Here is a 22,387-nt window from a genome sequence, read left to right on the forward strand (position 1 = left end):
GCACCCGCGGTGCCCCCACACCCACCCGGGTCCGCCCCACGCGCCCCCAAGGAGGCACTTCATGAACCGCAGACTTCGCGCCGCGAGAAAGAGAACGGCCGCGCTGGCCACCTCGCTGTCCCTCCTCGCCTACGGCACCGCCCTGGCCGCCAGCGCAGGCGTGGCAGCGGACGTTGCCACGGCCTCCCCGGCCGACGCCGCCGCTGCTGCCGAGAGCAGCCCGGCCCTCACCCCACCCATGGGCTACAACAACTACTACGTCACCTTGTGCAAGGGCACCCTGACCGAGGCACACATCAAACAGACCGCCGACCTGATGGTGTCCCAAGGTCTCACCGCTGCCGGCTACAAGTACGTCAACCTCGACGACTGCTGGCAGTCGCCGGAACGGGACAGCTCCGGAAACCTGGTCCCCGACCCTGTCCGCTTCCCCAACGGGATGAAGGCGCTCGCCGACTACGTCCACTCCAAGGGCATGAAGTTCGGCATCTACTCCAGTGCCGGAACCGTCACCTGCGGCGGCCTCCCCGCCTCCCTCAACAAAGAGCAGCAGGACGCCGATCTGTTCGCCTCCTGGGGGGTGGACTACCTCAAGTACGACAACTGCGGCAACCAGGGCGTCGACGCCTATCAGCGCTACAAGGCCATGGAGGACGCGCTCAAGGCCACGGGGCGCCCGATCGTCTACAGCATCTGCGAGTGGGGCGCCAACAAGCCCTGGAAGTGGACGCCGAGAGTCGGCAACTTGTGGCGGACCACCACCGACATCGGCGACTACTGGCAGAAGGTCATCAACAGGGCCCACCTCAACCAACGCCTCGCACAGTACGCCGGCCCGGGTGCCTGGAACGACCCGGACATGCTGATGGTCGGCCGGGGGCGCATGACGGACACCGAGTACCGCACACAGTTCAGCCTCTGGTCCATGATGGCCGCCCCCTTGCTCTTCAGCACCGACCTGAGCAAGGCCGGCCCAGCGACCCTGGAGACCCTCAGGAACACCGACGTCATCGCCGTCGACCAGGACCCCCTCGGCAAGCAGGGAACCGTGATCTCCAACAGCGGCGGCCTCGTCGTCATGAGCAAGCCGCTCCACGACGGCAGCCGGGCCGTGAGCCTCACCAACGAGACCGACACCACCCAGACCCTCACCACCACGGCCACCGCCGCCGGTGTCCCCGGAGCCGCCTCCTACACGGTCAAGGACCTCTGGACCAAGAACATCAGCACGTCGACCGGGACCATCAGCGCCTCGGTCCCCTCACACGGCACCGTGATGTACAGGATCACCCCCGCCACCTAACTGCCCACAGGGGCACCCCGGTGAGCAGCCTGGCTTGGTCGTGCTCCCGATGGACCGCGATCAGACTCTCGTCGCCGAAGCCCAGTCCTCACCCGGCCGCGCCCCGGCCGTCTCGCCGTTCACCCCGGGGTGGCGGCTCAGGAACCGCTGCGACGCGGCCGGGGCAGGGTGGGCCCGGGCAGGTTCTTGGAGTAGAGGAGGAAGCGGGTGCCGTCCGGGGTGTGGGTGTCACCGTCGGAGTGCCAGCCGCGCTGTTCGTAGTAGGGCCCGGCGCCGGCGGCACCGGCCGCGGTGACCAGCGAGATCCGGTCGCATCCGGCCAGTACGGCGAAGTGGGTGAACCGCTCGATCAGCACACCCCCGATACCGAGCGAGCGGGCCTGTTCGGCCACGGCGACATAAGAGAGGACCGCCCCACGGACCGGGCGGGTGCGTACGAGGGCGGAGCCGAGACCGGTGTCGGGGCCGGCGTCGCCCCCCGGTGCCTGGTCGGGGACAACTCCCGGACCGGGCAACAGCTTACGTATGTACCGGCCCAGCCGCGTCCGTACGAAGCGTGCCGCGACCGTGGGACGCACGGCGAGTGCGGCCAGGCCCCGCAGCGCCAGACCGAGCCCGTGGCTGCGCAGAAGGTGACGGCGGTGCAGTACCGGGTCGATGACGCCGACGAGGTAGCCGACAGGCTTCCCGTCCAACTCGGCGATGAACCCGGTGGCGTGCGGGCTGGTGAGGTGAGTGCGGGTGTACGCGGTCAGGAATCCGCGCCCGAGGCGGGCGAAGAAGCCGCCGGGAAAGTACCGGAGGTGCTCACCCACTACGTACGGCAGATGCTGCGTGTCCATGAACCGGACGGTGACCACTCCGCCGTCCGGCGCCCCGGTACCCGGTGGCGTATCACCGAGGGCGGCCACGATACGTAGCTGGGTGGTGGGGTGATCCAGTTCGGAAGAGGTTCGGACAGTGCTCGGCAGCGCAGCGGCGCGAAGGTCGGCGTCCACCCCGTCAAATTACTACGGTGCGTAGAACTAAATCTACTACGCGACGTAGAAAAATTGCGGGTGGTGACAGTGAGCGTCGACCGTGCGGCAGAGTCGAAGCGCGCCGGACGCGGTGCCTGTGCCTCAGCTGTGAGGTCGCGGATGGCACTCACCGCGCGTTTACGCCCGCCGGATACATTGAGCGGCATCTCACCGAACGCACCGAGACGCAGAGGGAAGCGATGACAGCACGGGGAGCCCGGGCCCCACGGACCCGCGCCTCGCACGGCGCCGTCCGCTGGGCGCGGGCCGCCGTCATCGCTCTGTCCGCGGTACTCGCCGTGCTCATTCACCACGAGACGGCCGCCGCCACCATCGGCCCGACCTCTTGGACCACCCCCCATCTCATGGCGCCCGGCACGGCGATGCCCGGACATGCTCAGGCACCGGCCATGTCCGGGGACCGGCCCACGATCACCAGCGTGCAGGACCCGAGGCCGACGACCGTGGTCGCCCGGAGAATGATCAGCGTCGACACGGCGCCCTGCTCCGGCACGACCATGGAGCACTGCTCGACCGGGAGCCTCGTCGAGACGGTGAAGCTCCCGGTACCGGAGCGGACCCCGACTTCGTGGGCTCTCACCCCCTACGGAACCGTCACCGCGGGCTCCCAGGCCGCCGGAACGGTGGAACGGGCACCCCCGGACCTGTCCGTACTCGCTCAGCTGCGTATTTAGGCCGTGCCCAGCGGCTTCCTCGCACCCTTCACCGTGCCGAGGAGCCGTCACCGCCCGGTTCCGCATACGTGTACTGAGATCGAGGACATCCATGAACAGCATCAACCGCCGTTCCGCCCTGCTCGCCGGACTCGGCGTCGCGGGCGCGGGCGCGCTGGCCGCCTGCACCAGTGGCTCCAGCGGGACGCCCCCTCTGGTCGACCCCTCCGGTGGGGCCATCGCCGCAACCGAGAAGAAGCGGAAGAAGACCGGCAGGACTCAGCAGGTGAATCTCACCGCCGCGCCCGCCACGCTCGACCTCGGCGCCGGGGTCATGGCACGGACCTGGGCCTTCAGCGGCCGGGCCCCGGGCAAGGAGATCCGCCTGTCCGTCGGTGACACGCTGGCCGCCGAACTCTCCAACCAGCTGCCGAACAGGACCAGTACGTCCATCCACTGGCACGGCATCGCCATGCGCAACGACATGGACGGCGTGCCCCCGGTGACCCAGCAGATGGTACGGGCGGGCGCCAACTACACCTACCGTTTCATCACCGACGCCCCCGGCACGTACTTCTTCCACCCTCATGTCGGCGTCCAGATCGACCGCGGCCTGTACGCGCCGCTGATTGTCGAAGATCCCAAGGAACCGTTGTCGTACGACGACGAATGGGTCGTCGTCCTGGACGACTGGGTCGACGGGGTCACCGGAACCCCGGACGAGGTCCTCGCCCAGCTCCGCCAGGGCACGGACGACGAATCCGACTCGGACGACGAATCCGACTCCGGCGGCCATGACATGGGGGACATGGACATGGGGGGCATGGAGGGCATGGACATGGGGGGCATGGACATGGAGGTTGGCTCCCCGTCCCCCTCCGTCACCTCCTCGCCCGGCGGCGCGTCGATGGGGTTCATGCTGATGGGCTCCGACAGTGAACTGCTCGGCGGCGACGCCGGCGACGTGAGGTACCCGCACCACCTGATCAACGGCCGTGTTCCCGCCGACCCCGACGTCTACCAGGGCAAACCCGGCCGACGCGTCCGGCTGCGCATCATCAACGCCGGCGGCGACACGGCGTACCGGGTGGCCCTCGGCGGCCACCGGCTGACCATCACTCACACCGACGGATTTCCCGTCGAGCAGGAGCAGGTCGACGCCCTCCTCCTCGGTATGGGCGAGCGGTACGACGTCCTGGTCACCCTCGCCGACGGCGTCTTCCCCCTGGTCGCGGTGGCCGAGGGCAAGGACGCCGCGGGCATGGCACTGGTCCGTACAGGCTCCGGCGGCACACCCGCGGCGACCGTCCGTCCGAAGGAACTGAACGGCAGGATCCTGACGGCATCCGAGCTGCGCGCCACCGACGACGTCCGCCTGCCGTCCAGGAAGGTGGATCAGGTGCACCGCGTCAAACTCACCGGATGCATGGACAACTACGACTGGTCCATCAACGGCAAGGCGTTCGACATGGACGATCCGACGGCCAACGCATTGACGATCGAGGAGGGGCAGCGGGTCCAGCTGGACTTCGACAACTCCACGGAGATGTGGCACCCGGTACATCTGCACGGCCACACCTACCAGCACGGCGACGGCGGCCCGCGCAAGGACACCTCCATCGTGCTCCCGGGACAGAAGCTGTCCGTTGTCTTCGACGCTGACAACCCCGGCCAGTGGATGCTGCACTGCCACAACGCCTACCACGGAGAGGTGGGAATGATGACGCTGGTGGCGTACCGGAGCTGACCTCTCCTGCGGCACCGCCAGGGGCCGGTCGCGTCCGGCCGGCCCCGCGGCGCAGAGCGCGGGCGGACGACCACACCGCGGGCAGGCCGCGGTCGATCGAAGCCGCGGGCGCCGCCCAGGTCACGTGGCACCGTTCGTGTCGGCGGTCATGTGACCGGGCAGGTTCACCGCGAGCGGTTCCAGGACGTGGCCGAGCAGATGAAGCGGCCCGGCGGTGACCCCGGCCCCCTCCACGGCCCGCCAGTAGGCCAGGGCCGTGGAGACGTCGACCAGTCCCCGCACCAGCGGCACGTCCGCGCCGGAGGCGTGCAGCAGGGACTCGGCGCGGCAGGACGCCAGCGTGCCGGAAATCCCGTACTGGGCCGCCGTCTCGGCGGCGGCGACGGCGTCGGGCAGCCCGTCCGCCAAGGCGCGCCGGGTGGCGCCGACCGTGAGCAGCCCGCCGCCGACGACGAGGACGTCCCCGCGCTCGCGCATCCGGGCGAGCGCGCGGCCGGTGTCGAAGCAGTGCGGGAAACTGTCGTCCACGACGACGGCACCGGGCCGCAGTCGATCCACGTCGATGAGGGCGCGGTGCCCGCTGACCGCCGCGACGACCAGCCCGGCCCCGTACACGGCATCGGGCAGATCCGGGGAGGAGACGCGGACGGCGACGTCCCCGGCCAGCCCGCGTTCCCGCAGCGTCCGGGCCAGCTCCTCCAGGCGCGGACCGCTGCCCGGCGCATCGCACAGCACGAGCCGGGCGGGCGGCCGTTCGGCCAGGGTGAGCAGCAACTCCAGCGACGAGGCGCCGATCGAGCCGAGCCCCAGCACGGCCACCTCCAGGTCGGCCAGGTCGCGGCCGGTCGCGGCCAGGGCGGCACGCACCGTGCGGACCACGGAGACGACGGTGGCCGCGTGCCCGGTGGTGACGGACGCCGCCGCGGCCGGGTCGGCGCGCAGTACGTCGAAGCCGTAGCCGGTCAGTGAGGGAATCATGCCGGCCAGCGAGACACAGCGGGCGCCGAGCGCGGCAGCCGTCCGCACGGCCCGCACGGTGTGACCGGACAGGCCCCGGTCGTCGGCGAGTTCGTCGGCGAACAGCGGCAGCGCGACGAAGCCGGACCGGCCCAGCGGGGTGGAGGTCGTCTCCAGCAGCCGGGGCTCGCCGCCCGGGAACAGCAGACGGCGGATGTCCTCGCGGGCCGAGGAGGTGTCCGGCAGCCCCGCGAGCCGGGCCAGGTGGGCGGGAGCGGGCAGATAGCCGACGAGCGCGGCGTCCACGTCCTGCCCGGCGGGGTTCGGGACCCGTCGTACGGGCCGGGGTTCCACGGGCCGGTGGCCGGTGGCCGGCACGGTACGGACGAGCCGGTCGCGCAGCCCGTCGGCGAGCGCGGCGAGCGCGGCCGGGTCGAAGGCCGCCGCCGCGCCGCGCACGGTGACCCGTAGCCGGTCGCCGTCGGGCCGTACCGCGAGGAACACGTCCGTCCCGGCCGCGGGCGGTGTGAAGCCGCTCTCCTCCTCCTCGTCCCAGCGCACGGCCAGGACGCCCCCGTCCTGCGGGCCGAGCGCGCCGAAGTCGAGGAAGGTGAAGAAGAACTGCGACGTCAGCGGCAGCCCGCTGGTGTCACGCGGTACGACGTCCTCGTGGACGCGGGCGGAGACCGTCTCCTCGACGACCCGGCGCACCCGCCCCGCGAAGTCGCCGGACGTGGCTTCGGCACCGGGCCCGAAGGGGCGGACGGCGACGGCGGTGGCGAACGGCCCGAACACGCGGTGGATGCCGGGCAGGGGATGGTCCCGGCCGGACACGGCCACGCCGATGATCAGGTCCTCCTGGCCGGTGCGGGCGGCGAGCGCCCCGTGGTAGGCGGTGAGGAGCGGCGCGTACAGGGTGGCGCCCGCGTCGGCGGCGATCTTGCGGAGCGCGCCTGTGACGAGGGCGTCCAGGACGAAGCCGCGGGAGTGGAACTCCGGCGACGGTGGCAGTGACGGTGACGGTGACAACGCCGTCCCGTCCCGGTCGGCGACGCGCAGGACCGGTTTGGCGTAGGGCGCGGACAACGCCGCCCGTCGTCGCCGCGCGCCCTCCGCCTCCGCCCGCGGAGCCGTGGCCCGCCCGGCGACGTGCTGCGCGAACTCGCGGAAGGTGAGTTCCAGTTGGGGCAGCGCGGGTGCCGCACCGCCGCTCAGGGCGTCGTGCACGGCGGTCAGTTCACCGAGCAGCAGAGCGGCGCTGTAACCGTCGCCGATCACGTGATGGGCGTGCACGACGAGTACGTGCTCGTGCGGGGCCAGGGTGAGCACCCGCAGCCGCAGCAGGGGCCAGGCCCACGGCTCGAAGCGGCGGCGCTGCTCGTCCTCGATCCGTTCCGCCAGTTCTTCCGGCCCGGACACGGTCGCGAAGTCGACCGGCAGCCGCAGCGACGCGGGCAGTTCCTGCTGCACCGGTGGCCGTACCCCGGCGGGGAAGACCGTGCGCAGCATCGGATGCCGGGCCACCAGGGTGTCCACGGCCCGCTGGAACAGCTCCCGGTCGAGCGGGCCGGTCAGCCGCAGCCGGGCCAGCCAGGACGCCCCGGTCCCGGGGGCGAGGGCCTCGGCCAGCAGGAATCCGCGCTGGCTCGGGGTGACGGGGAAGGCCGCCGGGCCTTCCGGGACTTCCGGACCCGCTGGGTCCGCCGGGTCCGCCGGACCGCCGTCGGAGGCGGGCTGCCCGGTGGCATCCGATTTCCCCTCGGCGGCCATCCGGTCCACGGCCTCGGCCAGCGCGGCCAGGGTGCGGTGCCGGTACACGGCGGTGGGCCTGGGCAGCGGACCGCCGCCGTGCCGGGCGAGCCGGTCGAACACCTGGAGCGCCAGCAGCGAATCGCCGCCCAGCTCGAAGAAGTCGTCGTCCGGTCCGACCCGGTCGACGCCGAGCAGTTCGCACCAGATGCGTCCCAGCCGCTCCTCGGTGGTACCGGTGGACGGCCGTACGTCCGCCGTCGGGGTCTCGCCCCGGGCCGCCGACAGGGCCCGCCGGTCGACCTTGCCGGTGCCGGTCAGCGGCAGGGCATCCAGGAGGGTGATGCGGGCCGGCACCATGTACGGCGGCAGCGACGCCGCCAGATGGCGCCGCAGCGCCACCGCGTCCACGTCCTCGCCGGCATCCGCGTGCCTGAGCACGACGAACGCGGACAGCCGCCCTTCGTCGGCCAGTACGACCGCCTGCGCGACGTCCGCACGGGTGCGCAGCACGGCCTCCACCTCGCCCGGCTCCACCCGGTAGCCCCGTATCTTCACCTGGTCGTCGAGGCGGCCGACGAACCGCAGCGCTCCGTCGGGCAGCGCCTCCACCCGGTCGCCGCTGCGGTACCAGCGGCGCCCGTCCCGCTCGACGAACGCGGCCCGGGTCAGCCGGGGTTCGCCGAGGTAGCCGGCGGACAGTCCGACGCCCCCGATCAGCAGTTCGCCGGTCGCGCCCGGACCGGACGGCGCACCGTCGGGGCCGACGACGAGCAGCTCGGTCCCGGTGACGGCCCGGCCGATGGGCAGGGCCGCGACCCCCTCGTCCGGGCGCTCGGTGACGACATGGAAGGTGGCGTTGATGGACGTCTCGGTGGGCCCGTAGAGGTTGACGATCGTCTGCCCCGGGCCGAACAGGTCGTACCAGCGGCGCACCCAGTCCGCCCACAGCACCTCCCCGCCGACGTGGACGAGGCGCAGCGCGGACAGGTCCGGCCGGGGTTCACCGCGCCGGACGAGGTTCTCGGCGGCGGTCAGCAGTCGCTCCCACAGTGACGGCACCGAACTCCACACGGTGATCCGGGCCCGCGCCACATGGTGCAGCAGCAGCTCCGGATCGCGTACCAGGTCGCGGTCGACGGTCATCACGGTCGCACCGGTCAGCAACGGGGCAAGCAACTGCCGTACGGAGGCGTCGAAGCAGGGTGAGGAGGTGTTGGCGAGGCGGTCGCCGGGGCCGAAGGCGAAGGTGGTCGCCGCCCAGTCGAGGTAGTTCTCCATGGCGCGGAAGGTGATGGGCACGGCCTTGGGACTGCCGGTGGAGCCGGAGGTGAAGATGACGTACGCCGTCGCGTCGGCGTCGGCCGTCTCATCGGGGCCGTCCTCGGCCGGTGCGGTGCCTTTCCCGTCGGCCGGCTCGGTGTCTGTCCCGTCGGCCGGCTCGGTGTCTGTCCCGTCGCCCGGCTCGGTGTCTGTCCCGTCGCCCGGCTGGGTGACGGGCACGGCGGTCAGGGCGGTGAGCGCCCGCGCGGCGGCCCGGGTGCCGTGGTCGTGCACGACCACGCGCACCCCGCACCGCCCGGTCTGCTCGGCCAGCCGGGCCCCCGGGTGCTCGGCGTCCAGCGGCACCCAACCGGCGCCCGCCCGGAGGATGCCGACGACGGCGACCACGGTGCCGGGGCCGGGCGTGGTGAGCATGCCCACCAGGTCGCCCCGCCGTACGCCGTTCTCCCGCAGCCGCCGGGCGAGGGCTCCGGTGGCCGCGTCCAGGTCCCGGTACGTCAGGGTGAGCCGGCCGTCGTCGACGGCGACCGCGTCGGGAGCGGCCCGGAACCGTTCCAGCAGCCGGCCGACGACGGTCGACGGGTTTCCGCCCGCCGGTTCCGGCGCGGGACCGGCGTCCGGGGCGCGCAGTTCCCGCTCGAAGGCGGTGGCGAGACGGGCGACCGTCGCCGGGGCGAAGAGGCGCTCGGGAAAATTCCAGGACAGCCGCAGCGCGGGCCCGTCCTCCCAGCACAGCAGGCTCAGCCGGGTGGCGGCCGAGCCGGTGCCCGCCGCGGTGGGCCGTACCTCGACCGGGCAGTCCGGGTCCAGGGGCGCGCGGAAGCGGGCGAAGCTGAAGCTCGCGGGGCTCGTCGTCCGCGGCCCCGAGGCGTCGCCGGGCAGCAGCCGGGCGAGGTCGAGGCTGCTGACCGTGGCATGCCGCTCGCTGTCCAGCCAGGCCAGCCGCACCCGTTCGGCGAGCCGAGGGAGCGGCTCGTCCGGATCCGCCTCCAGCAGCAGCGGCAGGGTGTCGGCGAGGGGGCCGACCAGCCGGTCGAGCCCCGGCAGCCGGGCGTCGCGGCCCGCGCGGGCGATGTTGACCGCGATGTCGCGCTGTCCACTCCACCGGGCCAGGCAGCGGGCGTAGGCGGCGAGCAGGAGGTGGAAGAGGGAGACGTTCCAGCGGGCGGCCCGTTCGCGCAGTACGGCGACGAGGTCCTCGCCCAGGACGCGCTGCTCGGCGACGAGCGGTCCGGGGCCCTCGTCGGAGTCCGGACGGCCGTCGTAGGGCAGTGACATCGGGGAACGGTCCGCCAGACGGGCCGTCCAGTACGCGGTGTCCTCGGCGCGTGCGGCGGGCCGCCCGCCGGTGGCGAGGGCGGCGAAGTCCGCGGCGGGCGGAAGCGGGGCCGGGACGCGGCCCAGGGCGAGGTCGGTGTACCGCGTCCACAGTTCCGTGCAGAGGACGTTGAGGCTGTAGCCGTCGGCGGCGACGTGGTGCACGGACAGCACCAGATGGGCCACTCCGCCGCCCCCGGTCAGCAGCAGCGCCCGTAGAGGAGGCTCTCCGGTGAGGTCCAGCGGCCGGTTGGACAGCTCCGTCTCCAGCGCTTCGAGGGCCTCTTCGCCCTCGGGGCACGGCCGGGTCTCGAACCACACGGCGGGGTCGGCGCCCGCCGTCACCGTCTGGTGCGGTACGAGGGAGGGGCCGTGGCCCGCTCTGATCCGCAGGCGCAGCATGCCGTGCCGCTCGGCGAGCGCGACGAGGGCGCGGCGCAGCAGACCGGGGTCGAGGGGTCCGTGGACGGTCTGTCGTACCCAGCCGCGGGCGGGAGTCCGGGGGTAGAGGACGCTGCTGGTGTGCAGGGCCAGTTGCACGGGGGTGAGGGGGAACGGCACGCCCTCCGTGACGGCGCTCGGCGTGACGGCGCTCCGCATGACGGTGCTCTCCGTGACGGTCGCCCGGCCGGTGTCCCCGTTCTGACCGGGTGGGGCGGTGTCGAGGTGTGCGGCGAGTTCCCGCACCGTCCGGTACTCGAAGAACAGCGTCGTCGGCAGGTCCCGGCCCAGGGCGCGTTCCAGCCGCCGGACCAAGTCGACCGCGGCGAGCGAGTCCAGGCCGAGGGAGAGGAAGGCGACGTCCTCATCGACCGCCTCGGCGGGCAGGTGCAGGGCCTCTGCCAGCAGGGTGCGTACGAGGGTGCGGGTGCCGGACGTGGCGGACGTGGCGGCGGCTGGGGCGGGAGTGGGGGCCGGGCGCTGAGGATGGCTTACCGGTGCCGTGTCACCGCTGTCGCCGCTGGCGCCGCTGCGGCCGGGACCACCGGGACGACCGGGACCACGGAGATCGGCGAGATCGGCGACATCGGCGAGATCGGCGAGCACCAACTGCGCGGTGTCGATGGCGCAGGCCGTGCGCAGCGCACGTAGCGCATCGGCCGGAGCGAGGGGCGTGCCCCCGGCGCGCAGAGGCACGCCCTCCGCCACCGTGGCGGCGAGCCCCGTGCGGGCGACGGCGCCGAGGTTCAGCGCCAGCCAGCGGCGGCCGGCGGCACGTTCGGCTGCCGCGAAGGCGTCGAGGTAGGCGTTGGCGGCGGCGTAGTCGCCGAGCGCGCCCGAGGCGCCCGGCAGGACGGAGGCCACCGAGGAGAAGGCCACGCACAGCGCCGGGCGGTGTCCGTGGCGGTGCAGGGCGCGGGCCAGCAGCCGGGTGCCGAGGGTCTTGGCGGCCAGGGACCGGCCGGTGTCGTCCCGGCCGGTGCCGCGCAACGAGCCCGGTACCGCCACCCCGGCCAGATGGAGCACGACATCGGGCGCCGGGGCCTGGGTGAGCAGGGCGTCGAGTTGCCGTTCGTCGGTGACGTCGGCCTGCTGGTAGCGGGCGTCGGCGCCGAGTGCGCCGAGTTCCGCGAGCAGCGCGGCCGGGGGCCGGGGGGAACGGCCGGTGAGGACGAGGGTGGGACGGCCACGCCCGGCGAGGTCCCGGGCGAGCGTGGCGCCGAGGCCGCTCGCGCCACCGGTGATGAGGTAGACGCCGTTGGCGGGCAGCGGGTCCGCCCGGTCCGTCACGTCCGCCGTCGCGTCGCGGGGCAAGGGCTCGACCCCCCGCAGCAGCCGCGCAGCGGCGCGCCAGGCGGCCACGGACACCGTCTCGCCCGGCGCGGACAACTCGGCCACGACGCCGGCGATTCTCTGCTCCGGCGTGTCCTCGGAGGACAGGTCGACACAGCTCAGCCCCGCGCCCTCGGTCTCCTCCGGGAACGCGAGCGCGAGACCGGTGAGCAGGGCCTGCCCGGGACGCGGCACCGCCGCACCCTCCGCGCCGGTGCGGTGGGCGTCCTCGGTGAGCAGCAGCAGGCGCTGCGCCCCGGCCCGGTCGAACTGCCGCAGCGTGTCCCGGAAGGCGGCTGCGGCGGCCGAGCCGGTCTCGTCGTCCGCCCGTCCCGCGAGGTGGACGACGGTGTGCGCGGACTCCGAGCCCGCGCCGACCACCGGTACCCCGCGCTCGGCGAGCCGCAGGGACAGCTCCCGCACCGCCTCGCCGTCGGGCCCGGCGACCAGCGTGACCGGAACCGGACCTGAGGGCTCGGGGAGGGAAGCGGGCGTCCAGGCGACCCGGTGCAGCAGCCGGTCGGCGTCGGGGCCGGGCCAGTAGGGCCGCCGCTGGAAGGGATAGGTGGGCAGCGGCACCCGGCGTCCCGTCGGCGCGAGCGCGGCGTGGTCGACGGCGACACCGCGCGTCCACAGCCGGGCGACGGTACGCAGCAGCGCGTCCCGGCCCCGGCCGTCCTCCTCCCGCGTGGCCGGCAGGGCGGAGAACGTGACCGGCGCGGGTCCGGGCCGGTCCGCGGCGGCCAGGCGCACGGCTCCCGGCAGATCGGTGCCGGGCCCGATCTCCACGAACGTGTCGAAGCCGTCCTCACCGAGCCTCCGCGCGGCGGCCCCGAACGCCACCGGCCGCAAGGCGTGTTCCCGCCAGTGGGAGGCGTCGGGGGCCGGTGCCCAGTCGCCGGTGAGGGTGCTCATCAGCGACACCGTGGCGGTCCCCGGCGACAGAGCGCCGGCGGCGTCGTACAGCGCCCGCGCGGCCGGTTCCATCAGCGGTGAGTGGAAGGCCCGCGTGACCTGGAGCCGGCGCGCGGCGACACCGCGGGCGGTCAGCTCGGCCATCGCGTCCTCGACCGCGCGCACGGTCCCGGACAGCACCAGCCGGCCGGGGGCGTTGCGGACCGCGACGGCGAGCGCGCCGTCCGACGCGGCGACCAGGGCGTCCACGGCGTCGTCCGCACCGCGCACGGCGGCCATCGCGCCCCGCTCGGTCAGCTCGGCGATGAGTCGGCCGCGTTCGGCGGCGAAGCGGACGGTGTCGGACAGCGGCAGCAGGCCCGCCGCGCAGGCGGCGGCCAGTTCCCCGACGCTGTGGCCGGTGACGGCGTCCGGTACGACGCCCCAGGCGCCCAACTGCCGGGCGAGCGCGACACCGAAGGCGACCAGGACGGGCTGGGTGATCTCGGTGCGGGCCAGGTCGGCCGGGTCGACGCCGGGGTCGGTGCACCAGTCGGTCAGGGTGCGGCCGTGCAGCGGGCCGAGGTGCGCGGATGCCTCGTCCAGGGTGTCCCGGAACACGGGCGCGGTGGCGTGCAGTTCCGCCGCCATGCCCGGACGCTCGGTGCCCTGGCCGGGGAAGACGAAGACGAGACGAGGGCGCGCCAGGACGGTGCCGGCGGACCCGCCGCCCGGCGCGGCGGGCGGGTGGCCTGTGGTGTCAATCGATGCATCCGATGCCGTGGCCGGGTGGTCCCCGGCACCGCCCGCTGCGGCGAGGGCGGCCAGCCGTGGGCGTACGTCGCCGTCGCAGACGAGAGCGAGGCGGTGGCGGTCGGCGTCGCGGGCCGTCCCCGTGGTCAGGCACAGGTCGGCCTCGGTGATCTCCGGGTGGGCGGCCAGGTGGTTGGACAGGTCCCGGACCAGGGCGCGCAGCGCGGGCGGTGTGGCGGCGGAGAGCGCGAGGAGGTGGGGCCCGTCAGCCTGCCGCTCCGCGCGGGCCGTACGACCGGCGGGTACGGGAGCCCGCTCCAGTACGGCGTGGGCGTTGGTGCCGCCGAAGCCGAAGGCGTTGACGCCGGCGACGCGTGGTCCCCCCGAGGGCGGCGCGGGCCAGTCGACGAGCCGGCCGGGCACCTCGAACCCGGACCCGGCGACCGGCGCGGCGGGCGGATCGGCGTGCAGCGAGGGCGGCACCTGACCGTGGCGCAGCGCCAGCACCACCTTCACCAGGCCGGGCAGCGCGGCGGCGTTCAGCAGGTGGCCGATGTTGGTCTTGGCCGAGCCCAGCAGCCGGGGTCGTCCACCGGGCAGGGGTGGGAAGGCGTGGGCGAGCGACATCAGTTCGACCGGGTCGCCGAGGGCCGTGCCGGTGCCGTGCGCCTCGACGTACGTCACCTCGGCCGGGTCGACGGACGCGGCGGCGAGGGCGGCGGTGATGACCTCGCGCTGGCGGGCGGGATTGGGTGCCAGCAGGCTCAGCGAGGTGCCGTCGTTGTTGACGGCGGTGCCGCGGACCACGGCGAGCAGTTCGTCGCCGGCCCGCCGGGCGTCCGCCGTCCGCCGCAGGACGAGCACCGCACCGCCCTCGCCGGGCACGAAGCCGTCCGCGTCGGCGCCGAACGCACGGCCGCGGCCGGTCGGCGACAGGGCCTGCGCGGCGTGCAGCATGCGGTGCGCGGTCGGGGTGAGGTGCAGGTTGACGCCGCCGACCAGGGCGAGGTCGCACTCGCCGTCCGCGAGGCTGCGCCGGGCCAGGTGCAGGGCCACCAGGGCGGAGGAGCAGGCGGTGTCCACGGCCAGGGCCGGGCCGTCCAGGTCGAAGCTCTGTGCGATGCGGGCGGCGAGGAGGTTGGGCAGGTTCCCGGTGAGCGCCGCAGGCGGCAGTTCCGTGCCGTCCGCATGTGCCGCTCGCTCCAGCAGTTCCCGGTAGCCGCTGTCCCCGGCCGTCGTGAACACGCTGATGCGGTGGGCGCGGCGGCGCGGTCCGGCGTATCCGGCCCGCTCCAGGGCTTCGTGCGCCAGTTCCAGCAGCAGCCGGGCCTGCGGGTCGAGGGCGCGGGCCTCCGCGTCGCCGATCCCGAAACGAGCGGCGTCGAAGCCCGCAGGGTCCTTCAGGAACGCTCCCCACCGGGCCTCGGGCACCGGGTCGCCGTCCCACCGGTGCGGCGGCACCGGGGTGACGAGGTCCCGCCCTTCGGCGAGCAGCCGCCAGTACTCCTCGGGGCTGTCGGCACCGGGGAAACGGCACGCGAGACCGACGACGGCGAGCGTGTCGTCCGCCCGCCGACCAGGGGCGCGGGGGCCTTCCGTTGGGGGGTCACCCTCCTCCGACTCCGACTCCGACTTCGGCTCAGACTCCGACTCCGCCTGCGACTTCGGCTCAGACTTCGACTCAGACTCAGACTTTGCCCTCGGCCTCGCCTCCGACTTCGTCTCCGTCTCCGCCCCGTCGAGCAGGTGGTCGATGATCCCGGCCACCGTGTCCGCCCCGGCGCGCAGCGCCGCCACTTCCAGACGTCGGCCGAAGACGTCCTCCAGCGCGGCCAGTACCTCCATCGCCTTCAGCGAAGTCCCGCCAAGGGCCCGGAAGGACGTACGTGAGTCGATCCGCTCCACGGGCAGCCCCAGCACCCCGGCCCACACCTCACGCACCGCCCGCTCGGCCGCCGCCCGCGACCGGGGCACACCGCGCTCGCCCGTCCCGTGCCCGCCGGGAGCGGTCGGCTTACCACCGGGCCCACCAGGCCCACCAGGTCCACCAGGTCCACCGGGTCCACCGGGTCCACCGGGTGCGCGGGCGACAACGCGAGGAAAGCGGCCCGCCTCGAACCGGTCGCGCAGCACATGGCGGCGTATCTTGCCGCTGGTGGTGCGGGGGAACTGGCCGGGCGGCAGGGCGACGATCCGTACGTCGTCGTGGAAGAGGGCCTCGCCCACCCGGTCCGCGACGCGGCGCAGCACCTCGTCGGCCGAGCGCGGCGGACGAGCCCAGGCGACGCACACCACCACGCGCTCGCGGCCGGTGGCGGGGTCGGTGGAGCCGACCACCGCGGCCGGTCCCGGCGGCAGTCCGGGCGTGCCGACGGCAACCTCCTCCAGGTCGGCGGCGTTGTACTTCAGCCCGTTCAGGAAGAGCACGTCCTTGTGCCGGCCGCTGACGCACAGCCGCCCGTCCCGCAGGAAGCCCAGGTCGCCGGTGCGCAGCCAGCCCCCGGCGGTGAAGGCGGCGGCGGTGGCGTCGGGCAGCCCCCGGTAGCCGCGGGCGAGTTGCGGCCCGCGCACCTCGATATGCCCCACGCGCCGCTCAGGGAGCACCTGTCCGGCGTCACCGACGATCCGCACGGAGCAGCCGGGCACGGGGTGGCCGAGGTCCATGAGTTCGACGGCACCGCCGCCCGCGTCGGGGGCGTCGACCACTCGGCCGCGGCTGAGTGCGTCCCGCTCCACCGCCAGCGGCACGGCCACCTCGCCCGGTGGCGGAAACGTTACGGCGAGGGTCGCCTCGGCCAGCCCGTAGACCGGCTGGAGGGCGTGCGGCGCCAGCCCCGCGAGGCGCGTACGGGTGACGAAGTCGCGCCAGACGCCGGCGGAGATCGGTTCGGCGCCGACCAGCACCCGGCGGACGCTGCGCAGGTCGAAGCGGGCCAGGTCCGCGTCGGACATGCGCCGGACGGCCAGCGCGAGCGCGAAGTTGGCGGCTGCCAGGTGGGTGGCCCGGTGCGTGGTGGCCGTCTCGAACCAGATCGCCGGCCGCCGGGCGAACGTCAGCGGCCCGATCTTGACCTGCTTGGCACGGGCGGCGAGCGGCGCGAGGTGCGTGCCGATCAGACCCATGTCGTGGAAGTACGGCATCCAGCTGACCGCCACGTCGGCTTCGCCGAGATCGGACACGGCCAAGATCTGGCGCAGGTTGGCCGTCACCGCCGCGTGGGTGAGTTCGACGCCCTTGGGCTGCCCGGTGCTGCCCGAGGAGAACTGCACGAACGCCAGATCGTCCGGGGCGCACGGCACGGCCGCGTCCGGCGTGTCACTGTCCGGCAGCCCGTCCACCCGCAGTACGGCCGCCTCGGCGGGCAGGTCCCGCGCCACCTCTTCGCCTGCCGCGTCCACGAACAGGGGTGGCCGGCCCAGGTGCTCCCACACGGGCACCACCCGGCGGGCGTCCGCCGCGATCGGCACCGGCACCAGACCAGCGCCGATCAGCCCCCAGAACATCACCTGGAAGTCTTCACTGCGGTCGGCGACCAGCGGAACACAGGTGCCGGGCGCCACCCCGGCAGCCCGCAACCCCCCGGCGACCCGTAGCGCGTCCGCCAGCAGCTGACGGTATGTCACGGTCTGCTCGCTGCCGTCACCGCGCACGTGCACTGTCACTTGCTCGGGGGCCTCCCGGGCGGCGGACAGCAGCACGTTCCAGAGGGTGTCGTCGGTCATGTCGTCTACTCACATCAAGTCGAAGGAGACCGTGCCACGGGGCGGCGCTCGGCCCGCGGGTCCACGCGAAGAAGCCGCGCAGCGCGGCGGGGCTGGATGGGGTGGGGGGCGACTCGGACCGTCGTGGGCCTCCGTACGGCATTTCAGCGATCTTGTCCACTGCCTGTCGGCCACGTGTCCGCAGGCACCGGCCCGCCGAGCACGGACCGTGAGCGCCGGACCGCCGGGAAGCGGGCCCGTACCTCACCGCTCATGTCCAAAATCACGATGAACTGAGATCTATCGTAAATGTATATCATTATCATCTGTAGATCTGACACGGCACCTGCGGCGCTTCGCCCTCAGCGCCCGGCGCCCACTCCCCCATTATCATTTTTCTGGCCCCGCAATCGGGCACCCGGCCAACGGAGTTGGCATGGCGTCCCCCTGCCGAGCGCATGACCTGAGGTGGTGTCACCGGCTCCGGAGGCATCGGCAGACCGCTGATCAGCGGCATGACCGCCGACTTCTTCGAGATCGGGAGGCAAGGGCGAACACCACTTCACCGCGACCGGGAAGAGGGCCTTCGACAAACGGTTATCCGACAGCGAACCCAGGCGCGCGACGCGTTCTCCGTGCTCGATCGGTCGGCGGCGTCGGCGAGGGTGCGGGGGCGAGGTGACTACGGGACAGACCTCTACGGCCGGCCACTCGGCCAGCGCCTTCTCGTCCGCAACCGTCGACGGCCGGACCCCGGGGCCGCTCGGAGCCGGATCGCCCCCGCTCTTGTTCACCCCAGGTCCCAGTCGCCGTCCACCAGCGTCCAGTTCGCCGACAGCTCCTCTGACGACCCCTCTTGCCGCACGCCGCCCCTTCGGCCTCGATCACTCGATCCCTCGATCAGAACGACGAGGCCACGGGTGAGGGAAACCGGGATCGTCCGGCTCCCCGCGACCTGCTTTGCGGTTGATGTCTGCGGTGGGACTCCGGGGCCTGATCGAAGCCGTCTGTGCCTGGCCCATGCCCCGTCCGCGGCCCACTGGCAGCAGCGTGTCATGCGAAAAATTGCAGAGTTGCAATTCCGTACGTGGAGATCGTCCCGTCCCTCCCGCCAGTGACCACCGTCGGATCGCCGAAGACACCGAGAAGGTCGTCACGGAGCGGGGGAAAAGCCGCGCTCAGAAGGCGTGGTCACTGCGAGCGCACGCGGGGCGGAATCTTGTGCCGTGCCGCCGCCGAGAGGTGGTCCACGACAACAAGACTGCGCCCCGGTGGACCTTGACGCTCTTCCCGCTCTCCTGACACCTTCTGGTTGAAGTTGCACACAACCAGCTCAGTGCAAGCAGCTTCAAACACGGTGTCCGCTCAGTCGCGTTCCTGTGAGCCGCGTGTTCCTCTGTCATCACGTGTCGCTCGCAGCGCGGCAGACCGTCAGCGGCAGTGCGGGATTGTTCAGTGCACCCGGACGGACCCCTCAGTAGTCCGGTGCCGGGTGGACCTGTTCCGCGTGCCCCTGTCGCCGTCACCGACGAATCGCGTTCTCCTCACCGCCCACCCGATGTGCGGTCCCGCCTTTCCCGACCGAAGGAGTCAGTCAACCATGCGCTTGTCGCACCTCCGCCTGCACCTGGCCATCGCCGCCGTTGCCGCTACAGCCCTCGCTTCGCCAGTGACGGCCGCCGTCTCCCGGGCTGCGACTGCCCCACCGGAGCCACCCCCCGCACTGATACCGCAGCCGGTCTCCCAAAAGGCGCTGGAGGGACAGGAGTTCACCCTGACCTCCAGCACCCGGATCGTGGTCCTTTCGGAGGAACAGGCGACCGTCGGCGTTGGTACCTACCTGTCGGAGTTTCTCGCCCCTGCCACCGGCTACTCCGTCCAGGTTGTCAGCGACACGGAGGCACAGGAGAACGCCATCGTCCTGGACCCCAACGGGTCCAAGGAGCTGGGCGCCGAGGGGTACACCCTGACCTCCGGCAAACAGGGCGTCGTCGTGAAGGCGCACGGGGCGGAGGGGCTGTTCCGCGGTGTGCAGACCCTGCGCCAACTCCTGCCCGCCGCCGTGGAGTCCCGTACCCCGCAGACCCGTGCCTGGACCGTCCCGCCCGTGGAGATCTCCGACGCGCCCCGCTACGGGTACCGCGGCGTGATGCTCGACGTCGCCCGCCGCTTCTTCAGCGTCCCCCAGGTCAAGCGCTACATCGACCAGGCCGCCTCGTACAAGATGAACATGCTGCATCTGCACCTGACCGACGACCAGGGCTGGCGCATCGCCATCGATGAGATACCCGACCTCACGAAGATCGGTGCCAGCACGCAGAGCGGCCACACCGACGGCACCGACTGGTACTACACCGCGGAGGACTACAAGGAGATCGTCTCCTACGCCAAGTCCCGCTTCATGACCGTGGTCCCCGAGATCGACGGCCCCGGCCACACCCAGTCCGCGCTGGCATCCGTGCCCGGACTCAACTGCGACGACAAGGCCAAGGATCTGTACACCGGATTCGAAGTCGGTATCAGCCTCTACTGTCTGAAGGATGAGCGGCACATCACCAACGTGAGCAGCTTCCTGAAGACCGTCATCAAGGCGGTGGCCGACCTCACCCCCGGCCCCTACATCCACGTCGGCGGCGACGAGACCCCGCAGGCCACCCCGGAGCAGTACGCCACCTACGTCAAGGCGGCCTCGGAGACGACCACCGCGCAGAAGAAGACCGTGATGGGCTGGCACCAGCTCGGCCAGGCCGAACTCCCCGCCGGCAGCCTCATGCAGTACTGGGGCGAGGAGGACGACCGTAAGACCATCGGCACTTCCAAGGAGAGCGAGAAGATCCGCTTCGCCCGCGACGGAGCCGCCCAGAAGGCCAAGTTCGTCATGTCGCCGTCCGACCACGCCTACCTGGACATGAAGTACGACGTGTCCACCCCCTACGGCCTGGAGTGGTCCGAATACACTCCGGTGCAGCGCTCCTACGAGTGGGACCCGACGACAGCGTCCGCCAAGCTGGACGGCACCGGTTCCGTCGTCCCCGCCGACCAGATCGCCGGCGTCGAGGCCGCCCTGTGGGCGGACCGCGCCTACGAAGGCAGCAACGCGCTGCCGACCGAGGCCACCCGCTGGCCCTCCGCCACCGAGTACGCCGAGTACATGAGCTTCCCCCGCCTGCCCGCCCTCGCCGAGGTCGGCTGGACGCCGCAGGCCGGCCGTGACTGGAAGAACTTCCGGCAGCGCCTGGCCCAGCACGGACCGCGCTGGACCGCCGCCGGAATCGGCTACCACCCCGCCCCGGGCATCCCCTGGCCCGGCACCGTGAAGACCGTCGAAGGCGCGCACAGCGTCGTGACCGGAGGCAAGGCGCTGGACAACCGGGGCTCCACCTCCAACGGCACCGCCATGATCCTGTACGCAACGAACCGCGGCAGCAACCAGACCTGGACGTTCACCAAGCAGTCCGACGGCACCTACACCCTGACCAACAAGACCTCCGGGAAGTGCGCGCAGGCATCCGGCGGCGCCGGTACCGCCGTCGTGCAGCGGACCCCCAACAGTGACGCCGCGCAGCGCTGGAGGGTCACCGAACGCGGCGACGGCGACTACACCATCACCTCCAGCAGCGGCCTCCTGCTCACCGGGGCCTCCGCCACCAACGGAGCCGCGGTCACCGTGCAGGAGGACACCGGCTCGCCCCTCCAGAGCTGGTCGATCGAATGACCGACTCTCCACTCGGTGCCCCGTCTCTCCCCGCTCCGGATGTCTGCCGGGCCGTCCGGAGCGGGGCTCCTCCTTCTCGATCAGCTCGGGCTCCACGGTCGAGAAGTCATGGAGTCCGGGCGGCAGTGCCCACGGCAAGAGCACGACCGGTGTCCTGAACCACAGCGGCAGTAGGTTCCGGACACCCTCCACGCACTGCTGAAACCAGCACCCCACGGGCCCCGTCTCATCAGGCGGGGCCCGTGGCATCCATGCCGCCCCCTTCCGACTACGCAAGGACCGCGTCGTGTTCTCCGCGATCTTCCAACATCGTGTGGGCTATCTGGTCGCGTGCACCGTGACCGCCCTGGTCCTCGGTTCCGTGGCGTGGGCGCTCGCACGCCGAGTAGGAAACTCCCGGGGCCTGTGGTGGTGTGGACTGGCCTTCACTGTCACCGGTGTCCTCGGCGTCACCTTCATGGACGCCGGCCCGGCCAGTGGCATGTGCGTCCTCAACCACCAGTCGGTGTCGCCACGGCTGTCCACATGGTGCGCAGGTCGCTGCTCTGGCAAGGCGGCGTGAAGGGCTCGCTGATCGCCTGCGTCGCGTTCTTCTGCTGGGTTCGGGCGTCGCCCGCCCGATGCTCGACTTCACCAACATCGACGGCAGCGGCCTCTCCGCAGCGGACGCTGAACAGAAGCGCGCCGTCGGGGCGGCGGTGAAGGAGGCATTCGGTGATCGGTACACGATCGGGCAGCTGAACGAGCAGCCCTGCCTGGACACATCGTGCAAGAACATCATCTTCAACCTGTACAGCCGTGAGCAGGGCCGGTCCGGGATGTTCGGGTACGGCAGCCTCTCCTGGCCGGACAAGAGGCATCTGAGCGTGATCCTGGAGGACGGCGACCGGCCCACCGGCATGGGATACCCGGTGGAGGGGGCGAAGCCACCCTCCACCGCCCGGGAGGCACATGAGATCGCTCAGGCGTACGCCGGCCGTCAGTACCCGTGGGCGAAGAGCGCAACCGTGCAGGAGACCGATCCCGTCGGCGACAAGGCCGGCCTGGGCTGGATGACGAACTGGCGGTGGACCCACAACGACGTCCTGATGCCCAGGATGCTGGACGTCCGGATCGACACGACCGGACGCGTGTCCCGGATCGACGTCACCCTCGGCCCGACCCGCACAGACCTTCCCCAGGCCACACTCGATGCCAGACAGGCCGAGAACGCGGTGAGCAAGGCCGTAGAGGCACAGCTGCGGGCCAACGGAAGCACCGACGCCGAGTTCCAGACCACCGCCTTCACCGTCAAGGCGGACGACCTGGACGGCACGTGGAAGCCCTACTGGCTTGTGCACGTGACGTCGTCCCACGCTGGACAGACCGACAACACGCAGGAACCGACCCCTGTTGAGACCTATCGGGTGAACGCTCTCACGGGCCAGGTGTACGACGCCGGCGGGCTCCGCCTCAAGACCAGTTGACAGCGACCTCTCACATCAGCCGAGTGCGCCACTG

The 22,387-nt window shown here is 72.4% G+C and carries 8 protein-coding genes; 6 read left to right on the plus strand and 2 right to left on the minus strand.

Going from position 1 to position 22,387, the window contains the following annotated elements; all coding sequences use genetic code 11:
- Window positions 1-61: 61 nt before the first annotated feature.
- On the plus strand, window positions 62-1,303 hold the full coding sequence (locus ACIQNG_RS26525) for a glycoside hydrolase family 27 protein (protein ID WP_401488412.1): 1,242 nt from the start codon (window positions 62-64) through the stop codon (window positions 1,301-1,303).
- A 137-nt stretch (window positions 1,304-1,440) separates the two neighbouring features.
- On the opposite strand, the gene ACIQNG_RS26530 is transcribed toward ACIQNG_RS26525, so the two are convergent.
- Window positions 1,441-2,145 carry a GNAT family N-acetyltransferase gene (locus ACIQNG_RS26530; RefSeq protein ID WP_401488414.1) on the minus strand — a complete coding sequence of 235 codons (705 nt, stop codon included), beginning with the start codon at window positions 2,143-2,145 and terminating at the stop codon, window positions 1,441-1,443.
- A gap of 377 nt (window positions 2,146-2,522) precedes the next feature.
- Between ACIQNG_RS26530 and ACIQNG_RS26535 the strand changes: the two genes are divergently transcribed.
- On the plus strand, window positions 2,523-3,017 hold the full coding sequence (locus ACIQNG_RS26535; protein WP_401488416.1) for a hypothetical protein: 495 nt from the start codon (window positions 2,523-2,525) through the stop codon (window positions 3,015-3,017).
- Between the two features lie 91 nt (window positions 3,018-3,108).
- Window positions 3,109-4,743 carry a multicopper oxidase family protein gene (locus tag ACIQNG_RS26540; protein WP_401488417.1) on the plus strand — a complete coding sequence of 545 codons (1,635 nt, stop codon included), beginning with the start codon at window positions 3,109-3,111 and terminating at the stop codon, window positions 4,741-4,743.
- A 120-nt stretch (window positions 4,744-4,863) separates the two neighbouring features.
- On the opposite strand, the gene ACIQNG_RS26545 is transcribed toward ACIQNG_RS26540, so the two are convergent.
- Complete coding sequence (locus tag ACIQNG_RS26545; protein ID WP_401488419.1) at window positions 4,864-17,193, minus strand: amino acid adenylation domain-containing protein; 12,330 nt, start codon at window positions 17,191-17,193, stop codon at window positions 4,864-4,866.
- Window positions 17,194-18,772: 1,579 nt separating this feature from the next.
- On the opposite strand from ACIQNG_RS26545, the gene ACIQNG_RS26550 reads away from it, so the two are divergent.
- The 3 genes from ACIQNG_RS26550 (at window position 18,773) to ACIQNG_RS26560 (ending at window position 22,353) form a co-directional block, all read left to right on the plus strand.
- Window positions 18,773-20,887, plus strand: a complete 2,115-nt coding sequence (locus ACIQNG_RS26550; RefSeq protein ID WP_401488421.1) for a family 20 glycosylhydrolase — start codon at window positions 18,773-18,775, stop codon at window positions 20,885-20,887.
- A gap of 286 nt (window positions 20,888-21,173) precedes the next feature.
- Window positions 21,174-21,449 (plus strand): hypothetical protein, encoded by a 276-nt coding sequence (locus ACIQNG_RS26555; protein ID WP_401488423.1) that lies wholly within the window; start codon window positions 21,174-21,176, stop codon window positions 21,447-21,449.
- Window positions 21,450-21,507: 58 nt separating this feature from the next.
- Window positions 21,508-22,353 carry a hypothetical protein gene (locus ACIQNG_RS26560; RefSeq protein ID WP_401488425.1) on the plus strand — a complete coding sequence of 282 codons (846 nt, stop codon included), beginning with the start codon at window positions 21,508-21,510 and terminating at the stop codon, window positions 22,351-22,353.
- Window positions 22,354-22,387: the final 34 nt, after the last annotated feature.

The sequence above is a fragment of the Streptomyces sp. NPDC091377 genome, assembly GCF_044757045.1.
GTDB lineage: Bacteria > Actinomycetota > Actinomycetes > Streptomycetales > Streptomycetaceae > Streptomyces.

What these genes read in the sequence shown, in the direction of transcription:
- ACIQNG_RS26525 (WP_401488412.1), top strand. Translation starts at nt 62, where the DNA reads ATGAACCGCAGACTTCGCGCCGCGAGAAAGAGAACGGCCGCGCTGGCC.
- ACIQNG_RS26530 (WP_401488414.1), bottom strand. Translation starts at nt 2,145, where the DNA reads ATGGACACGCAGCATCTGCCGTACGTAGTGGGTGAGCACCTCCGGTAC.
- ACIQNG_RS26535 (WP_401488416.1), top strand. Translation starts at nt 2,523, where the DNA reads ATGACAGCACGGGGAGCCCGGGCCCCACGGACCCGCGCCTCGCACGGC.
- ACIQNG_RS26540 (WP_401488417.1), top strand. Translation starts at nt 3,109, where the DNA reads ATGAACAGCATCAACCGCCGTTCCGCCCTGCTCGCCGGACTCGGCGTC.
- ACIQNG_RS26545 (WP_401488419.1), bottom strand. Translation starts at nt 17,193, where the DNA reads ATGACCGACGACACCCTCTGGAACGTGCTGCTGTCCGCCGCCCGGGAG.
- ACIQNG_RS26550 (WP_401488421.1), top strand. Translation starts at nt 18,773, where the DNA reads ATGCGCTTGTCGCACCTCCGCCTGCACCTGGCCATCGCCGCCGTTGCC.
- ACIQNG_RS26560 (WP_401488425.1), top strand. Translation starts at nt 21,508, where the DNA reads ATGCTCGACTTCACCAACATCGACGGCAGCGGCCTCTCCGCAGCGGAC.